Origin of the sequence: Microbacterium sp. CPCC 204701, assembly GCF_004010105.1 — a bacterium.
GTDB lineage: Bacteria > Actinomycetota > Actinomycetes > Actinomycetales > Microbacteriaceae > Microbacterium.
The window spans coordinates 1-7,192 of the sequence record NZ_RRYE01000143.1; the positions used below are offsets into that span (position 1 = coordinate 1).

Here is a 7,192-nt window from a genome sequence, read left to right on the forward strand (position 1 = left end):
CGCTCGCGACGGGCGAGCGCCCCGCTCCCGTATTCCCCGCGACGTTTTGGTCACGGCTCGGAAGAATCCAAGCATTTTTCTGTCGGGGTGTTGACGGAAAAATCCAGGGTTGAGAGTGTTGCACGCATGTCATCGACGACCGGGGTGCACGCACTGGTGAGGCGCACCCACGAAGAACGTGTGCTCGCAGCACTGCGCACGCACGGAGCGCTCAGCCGCGGCGAGCTCGCCAAGCGCGTCGGACTCTCACGCACGACGCTCTCCGAGATCACCGCACACCTGCTGCAGCGGGGCGCCATCATCGTGGCCGACACGGATGCCGCGACCCGCGCCGGCAGCGGGCGCCCGGCCGAGCGGCTCGCGCTCGATCCCGACTCCGGTCAGTTCCTCGGCGTCGACTTCGGACACCGCCGCGTGCACGTGGCCGTCGCGGATGCCTCGCACGACGTCATCGCGCAGGGAGTCGAGCGGTACGACGACGACACCGCCTGGCCCGATCGCATCGCGATCGCGTTCGAGCTCATCGATCGGCTGAGCCGTGAGACCGGCGTGCACTTCGGTGCGCTGCAGGCGGTGGGGATCGGCGTGCCGGGTCCGTACACGGCGGCACGCACCGGTGTGCCCGCAGTGAGCTGGAAGCGCCAGCTCGCTCCCGACGGTGTCGACCGGGCCTTCGCGGAGCGCTTCGGTGCACCCGTGATCGTCGACAACAACACCCGCCTCGCCGCGCTCGCCGAGGCCATCACGCGGCCCGATGCGGTCGACAATCTTGTATACCTCCGCCTGTCGGACGGCGTCGGCGGAGGGCTCGTCGTGTCAGGACGTCTCGTCACCGGTTCGCGTGGCTTCGCGGGCGAGCTCGGTCACGTCACCGCACACCCGAAGGGACTGCCGTGCCGGTGCGGCAAGCGAGGATGCCTCGAGACGGTGGCATCCGTCCCCGCCATCCTGCAGGCGTGCCGCGACGCAGGCGCCGACACCGAGACGCTCGACGACCTGGCCGTCGCCGTCGCGAAGGGCGATCCTGCAGTCGACGCGGTGCTGCGGGACGTGGGGTCCATGATCGGCGGCGTGCTCGGTGCCGCGGCGATGACGTTGAACCCGCGAGAGGTCGTCATCGGCGGCGAGATCGTGCACGTCGCGCCTGTCATCGTCGAGCAGGCCGCAGCGACCCTGCGGTACGAGCTGTACTCGATTCCCTCCGACCAGCCGCATATCGTGCGGGCGGCCCAGCTGCGTGACAGCGATGGCGCGCTCGGGGCGATCGCGGCGATCTTCCACCAATCCCCTCTTCTTGCGGGCTACCCCGACCCGACGGCATCCGCCCGGCCCGCCTCGCAGCAAAGGAGCGCCCTGTGATCTCCCTCCACGACCGCACCGCAGCGAAGGAGCCCGCCGATGAATGATCTCGACAGCCGATCCGCGCCATCGCGTGCCGACATCCAGCCGTTCACGATGAGCAGCTCGGCGGTGGCCGAGAACGTGCCCGCACGGGGCCCGAAGCCGGCCAAGCCCGCCCGCCGTGCGAAGTCCGGCAACCGCACGAAGCTCGCGATCCTCAACGTCGTCTCGATCGTCGGCGGCATCGCGATCTGGTGGGCTCTCGCACTGAGCGGACTGCAGCTGCCCACCCCGCCCGAGGTGCTGCAGAAGGCGATCCAGCTGTGGAACGCGGGCATCCTGCAGGAGGACGTCCTCGCGAGTCTCGCGCGCGTGCTGAGCGGGTTCCTCCTCGGCACCGCGGTCGCCGTGCCGGTCGGCTTCCTGATGGGGTGGTACACGGTCGCGCGAGGCCTCTTCGAGCCGTGGATCCAGTTCTTCCGCACGATCCCGCCGCTCGCCCTGCTTCCGCTCGTGCTGGTGCTGATGGGCATCGGCGAGCTGCCGAAGGTGTTCGTGATCTTCCTGGCGGCGTTCCTCGCGTGCGTCATCTCGACCTACCAGGGCGTCGTGAGTGTCGACAAGACGCTGATCAACGCGGCCCGCGTGCTGGGCGCGAAGGACGGCACGATCTTCGCGCGCGTCGTGGTGCCCGCGTCCACCCCCTTCATCCTCGTCGGCATGCGCGTCGGCCTCGGCTCCGCATGGGCGACCCTGGTCGCCGCCGAGCTGCTCGCCGCGCAGGCCGGCCTCGGCTACCGCATGCAGCAGGCGCAGATCTACTACGACCTGTCCACCATCTTCGTCAGCATCGTCATCATCGGAATCCTCGGCCTGGTGATGGACCGACTCCTCCTGTTCGCCGAGACCAAGCTCACCGGATGGCAGGAACGCCGATGACCGACACCACGACCGCCACGAAGATCTCGGTCCGCGGCATCCGCAAGACGTTTCAGCTGAAGGACGCCGAGTTCGTCGCGCTGGAGCACGTCGACCTCGACATCGCCGACAACGAGTTCGTCACCGTCGTCGGGCCCTCCGGCTGCGGCAAGTCCACCCTCATGAACATCCTGGCCGGGCTCGAGGAGCCCACCGCCGGCGAGGCCCTCGTCGACGGCCGCGAGGTGTCGGGGCCCGGCCCCGAGCGCGGCGTCATCTTCCAGCAGTACGCGCTGTTCCCGTGGCTCACCGTCCGCAAGAACGTGGAGTTCGGACTCAAGGTCGCCGGCGTCCCGAAGGCCGAGCGCCGACAGCGCGCCGAGCACTTCATCCGCATGGTGGGGCTCGAGCAGTTCGCCGACGCCCTCCCGAAGATGCTCTCGGGCGGCATGAAGCAGCGGTGCGCGATCGCCCGCGCCTACGCGGTGAATCCGTCGATCCTGCTGATGGACGAGCCGTTCGGTGCACTCGACGCCCTCACGCGCGTGAAGCTGCAGGAGCAGCTGCTCGACACGTGGAGCCGCGAGAAGCGGACCGTCATGTTCATCACGCACGACGTCGACGAGGCGGTCTTCCTCGCGAATCGCGTCATCGTGATGGCGGCCCGGCCCGGCCGCATCTACGACGTCATCGACGTCGACCTTCCCTACCCCCGCACGGAGGACGCGCGACTCAGCCCGGAGTTCACGCAGCTGCGCAATCGCGTGTGGCATTCCGTGTACCACCAAGAACCCGGCATCGCCGCCGGAACCGCGTCGCACTGAGACGCCCCAACCCCGACGAAGGGAACGACATCCATGCGCATCTCCAGGAAGCTCCTCGGAGCAGCAGCGGCCGGAGCGGCCGTCGCGCTCGCCCTCACCGGCTGCGCCGGCGGAGGCGACCAGCCGTCCGGCGAGGCCCCCGAGAGCGAGTACGAAGACGTCATCGACGTGAACTTCGGCTACATCCCCGATTTCAACGGCACCAGCCTGCTGGCGATCGCCGAGGACCAGGGGCTGTGGGAGAAGTACGGCCTCAACGTGACGACGCAGAACTTCACGAACGGCCCGCTGCAGATCCAGGCACTCGGCACCGGCGACCTCGACTTCGGCTACATCGGCCCGGGCGCTGTGTGGCTGCCGGCGTCGGGTCAGGCCAAGATCGTCGCCCTCAACACGCTCGGCCAGGCCGATCGCGTCGTCGGCCAGGCCGGCATCGACTCCGTCGAGGACCTCCGGGGCAAGACGGTCGCGTTCCCCGAGGGCACCTCGGGCGACATGATCCTGACGCTCGCGCTCGAGGAGGCAGGCATGACCAAGGACGACATCAACGCCGTGCCGATGGAGCCGGCGGCGATCGTCGCCGCCTTGTCGTCGAAGCAGGTCGACGGCGCAGGATTCTGGTACCCCGCGCTCGCGACGGTCAAGCAGCAGGTGCCCGACCTCGTCGAGCTCGCCGAGAACAGCGACTTCGAAGACACCGTCGCGTTCCCGACCGCGTTCGTCGCGGGCAACGACGTCGTCGCGGACGAGCCTGAGAAGGTCGACCGCGTGCTCAAGGCCCTTCGGGACGCCATCGCGTTCCGCGCCGAGAACACCGACGAGGCCATCCAGCTCACCGCCGACTTCAACGCGCTCGACCCCGCCCAGGTGGAGGCAGACGCCGGCAACGTGCAGATCCTCTCGCTCGAGGAGCTCGACCAGCTGACCGAGGACGGCACCATCGAGACCTGGCTGTCGGGCATGGTCGACTACTTCGTCGGTGCCGGAAAGCTGACCGAGCCGGTCGAGCCGAGTGAGTTCTACACCGGCGACCTCTTCCTCCAGGCAGGCGAGTAATCCAGCGATGCCGAGCAACATCCTCTTCCTCATGACCGATCAGCACCGGGCGGACACGCTCGGGGCGTATGGCAACGCGCTCGCGGCTACGCCGGTGCTCGACGAGCTGGCCCGCACGGGCACGCGCTTCGACCGCTGGTACACGCCGACGGCGATCTGCACGCCGGCACGCGCGAGCCTGCTGACCGGTCAGGCCCCATTCCGACACCGCGTGCTCGCCAACCACGAGCGCAACGTCGGCTACCTCGAAGACCTCGCGGACGGATCGTTCACGTTCGTCCAGGCGCTGCGAGAGAAGGGCTACAACACCGGGCTGATCGGCAAATGGCACGCCGGCACCGAGAAGAAGGCCGCTGACTTCGGGTTCGACGGTCCGGATCTTCCCGGCTGGCACAACCCGGTCGAGAACGAGGACTATCTCGGCTACCTGCGTGAGCGCGGGCTGCCGCCCTACGAGATCAGCGACCGCATCCGCGGCACGCTGCCCAACGGTGGGCCGGGCAACCTTCTGGCTGCCCGGCTCCACCAGCCGGTCGAGGCGACGTTCGAGCACTACCTCGCGACCCGCACGATCGAGCTGCTGGAGCGGTACGCCGCCGACGCCGACCGCGACGGCACGCCGTTCTTCCTCGAGCTGAACTTCTTCGGACCGCACCTGCCGTACATCGTCCCCGACGAGTACTTCGACATGTTCGATCCCGTAGACATCGAGCTGCCGAAGTCGATCGCCGAGACGTTCGAGGGCAAGCCGCCGGTGCAGCGCAACTACAGTGCGCACTGGACGTTCGACACCATGCCCATCGAGGTGACGCGCAAGCTCATCGCGGTGTACTGGGGGTACGTGGCGCTCATCGACGAGCAGATCGGCCGCGTGATGGCGGCGCTCGAGCGCCTGGGCCTCGTCGACGACACCGCAGTGTTCTTCACCTGCGACCACGGCGAGTTCACCGGAGCCCACCGTCTGCACGACAAGGGCCCCGCGATGTACGAAGACATCTACCGCACGCCCGGCATCATCCGGGTGCCCGGAGCGCCGGCGGGCCAGGTGCGCACCGAGTTCGTGTCGCTGCTGGACTCGACGGCGACGATCCTCGAGCTCGCGGGCATCGACCCGGCGCCCGCCGTGGACTCGCGCAGCCTCCTCCCGCTCGTGCGGGGCGAGGAGCCGGAGTGGCCGGGTGACATCGTGTGCGAGTTCCACGGCCACCACTTCCCCTATCCGCAGCGCATGCTGCGCGACGAGCGCTACAAGCTCGTGGTCAACCCTGACTCGGTCAACGAGCTGTACGACCTGCGCAACGACCCGGACGAGCTGCTCAACGTCTACTCTCATCCCGAGATGGCCGAGGTGAGGGGCCGCCTCATGCAGCGGCTGTACGGAGTGCTCCGCGAACGCGGCGACAACTTCTACCACTGGATGACGACGATGTACGACGTCGGCGCCGTCGACTACGACCCCACCCAATCGGGACTCGACGAGACGACGTACAACGCGGGGGACGAGGCATCCGCCGCATGACGCGTCCGAACATCGTCGTGATCCTCACCGACGATCACGCCGCGCACGCCATCGGCGCGTACGGCTCGCTCGTCAATGAGACGCCTCGCATCGATGAGATCGCGGCGAGGGGCGCGCGGTTCGACAGCTGCTTCGCGACCAACTCGCTGTGCTCGCCGAGCCGCGCGTCGATCCTCACCGGCACCTACAGCCACGTGAACGGGGTCACCACCCTCGTGACGCCCATCGACGCGAGGCAGCCCACGTTCGTGTCGCGATTGAAGGATGCCGGATACCGCACCGCGATGGTCGGGAAGTGGCACATGGGCGACGGGCCGGGCCACGATCCCGAGGGCTTCGACTACTGGGACGTCCTTATCGAGCAGGGCGAGTACCACGACCCCCGGTTTCTGAGCGCGGACGGCCTCCGGCAGGTCGAGGGCTACGCCACGGATCTCATCACCGACCTCGCGCTCGCCTGGCTCGACTCGCTCGACGGCGACGATCCGTGGTGCGTGCTGGTGTGGCACAAGGCCCCGCATCGGCCGTGGCAGCCGGCCGAGCGTCACGCCGACCTGTACTCCGACCCGATCCCGCTGCCGACCACGTGGAACGACGACTACGCCACGCGCACGTCGTCGGCCCGGCGCGCCGCGATGCGGATCGCCGAGCATCTGAATGCCGAAGACCTCAAGCAGCAGCCGCCGCCGGGTCTGTCGTACGAGGACGAGTCCCTGTGGAAGTACCAGCGCTACATGGAGGACTACCTCCGGTGCGTGGCATCCGTCGACGAGAACGTCGGCCGCGTGGTCGACTGGCTGCGCGATCGCGGAGAGTTCGACCGCACGCTGCTGATGTACGCGTCGGATCAGGGCTTCTTCCTCGGGGAGCACGGCTGGTTCGACAAGCGGTTCATGTACGAGGAGTCGATCCGGATGCCGCTGGTCATGAGCTACCCGGAGCGCATCCCCGCCGGCACGGTGCATGACGGGATCGTGACGAACGTCGACTTCGCGCAGACGATCCTCGATGCCGCCGGTGTCGAGGCGCACCCGCGCATGCAGGGACGGAGCCTCCTGCCCGATCTCGTCGCGGGCCGCGCGACCGACCCCGAGGACGGCTTCTACTACCGGTACTGGGAGCATGACGACGCCTTCCACAAGGCCCCCGCGCACTACGGCGTCCGGACGCGCCGCCACAAGCTCATCTACTTCTACAACGACGGCATGGGCCTGCCCGGCACGGGCGCGTTCACCTACCCCGGCGAGTGGGAGCTGTACGACCTCGAGGCCGATCCCGACGAGCTGCGCAACGTCGCCGCCGACCCCGCCTACGCCGACGTGCTCGCCGACCTGCGGCACCGGCTGCGTCGCGCGCAGCTCGCGGTCGGCGACCGGCCCCACGAGGGCGAGCCCGCGCTCCCCTGATGGGTGTCAGTCGGCGAACCACACGGCGAGCAGGCCGGTGTTCGACAGGATCCACCACAGCACCAGCACGCCGCCGACCACGATCGGCGCCCACGGCACGCGCTTCTGCAGGCGGCGGCCCTGCGGCG

General features: G+C 68.6%; 6 protein-coding genes. All 6 read left to right on the forward strand.

What is annotated here, in order from left to right; all coding sequences use genetic code 11:
- Positions 1-126 precede the first annotated feature (126 nt).
- The 6 genes from EIO58_RS09935 to EIO58_RS09960 are packed head-to-tail and all read left to right on the forward strand — an operon-like array spanning position 127 to position 7,064.
- Positions 127-1,359 (forward strand): ROK family transcriptional regulator, encoded by a 1,233-nt coding sequence (locus EIO58_RS09935; protein ID WP_127819402.1) that lies wholly within the window; start codon positions 127-129, stop codon positions 1,357-1,359.
- Positions 1,360-1,398: 39 nt separating this feature from the next.
- Entirely contained in the window at positions 1,399-2,280 is an 882-nt protein-coding gene (locus EIO58_RS09940) for an ABC transporter permease (RefSeq protein ID WP_240658709.1), read from the forward strand.
- A complete protein-coding gene (locus EIO58_RS09945; protein ID WP_127819403.1) occupies positions 2,277-3,083 on the forward strand; it encodes an ABC transporter ATP-binding protein in 807 nt (268 codons plus the stop codon). Before EIO58_RS09940 ends, EIO58_RS09945 begins: the two co-directional genes overlap by 4 nt.
- Positions 3,084-3,116: 33 nt before the next feature.
- Positions 3,117-4,139 carry an aliphatic sulfonate ABC transporter substrate-binding protein gene (locus EIO58_RS09950; RefSeq protein ID WP_127819404.1) on the forward strand — a complete coding sequence of 341 codons (1,023 nt, stop codon included), beginning with the start codon at positions 3,117-3,119 and terminating at the stop codon, positions 4,137-4,139.
- A gap of 7 nt (positions 4,140-4,146) precedes the next feature.
- Complete coding sequence (locus EIO58_RS09955; protein WP_127819405.1) at positions 4,147-5,658, forward strand: sulfatase-like hydrolase/transferase; 1,512 nt, start codon at positions 4,147-4,149, stop codon at positions 5,656-5,658.
- Complete coding sequence (locus tag EIO58_RS09960; RefSeq protein ID WP_127819406.1) at positions 5,655-7,064, forward strand: sulfatase family protein; 1,410 nt, start codon at positions 5,655-5,657, stop codon at positions 7,062-7,064. The genes EIO58_RS09955 and EIO58_RS09960 overlap by 4 nt, the downstream gene beginning before the upstream one ends.
- Positions 7,065-7,192: the final 128 nt, after the last annotated feature.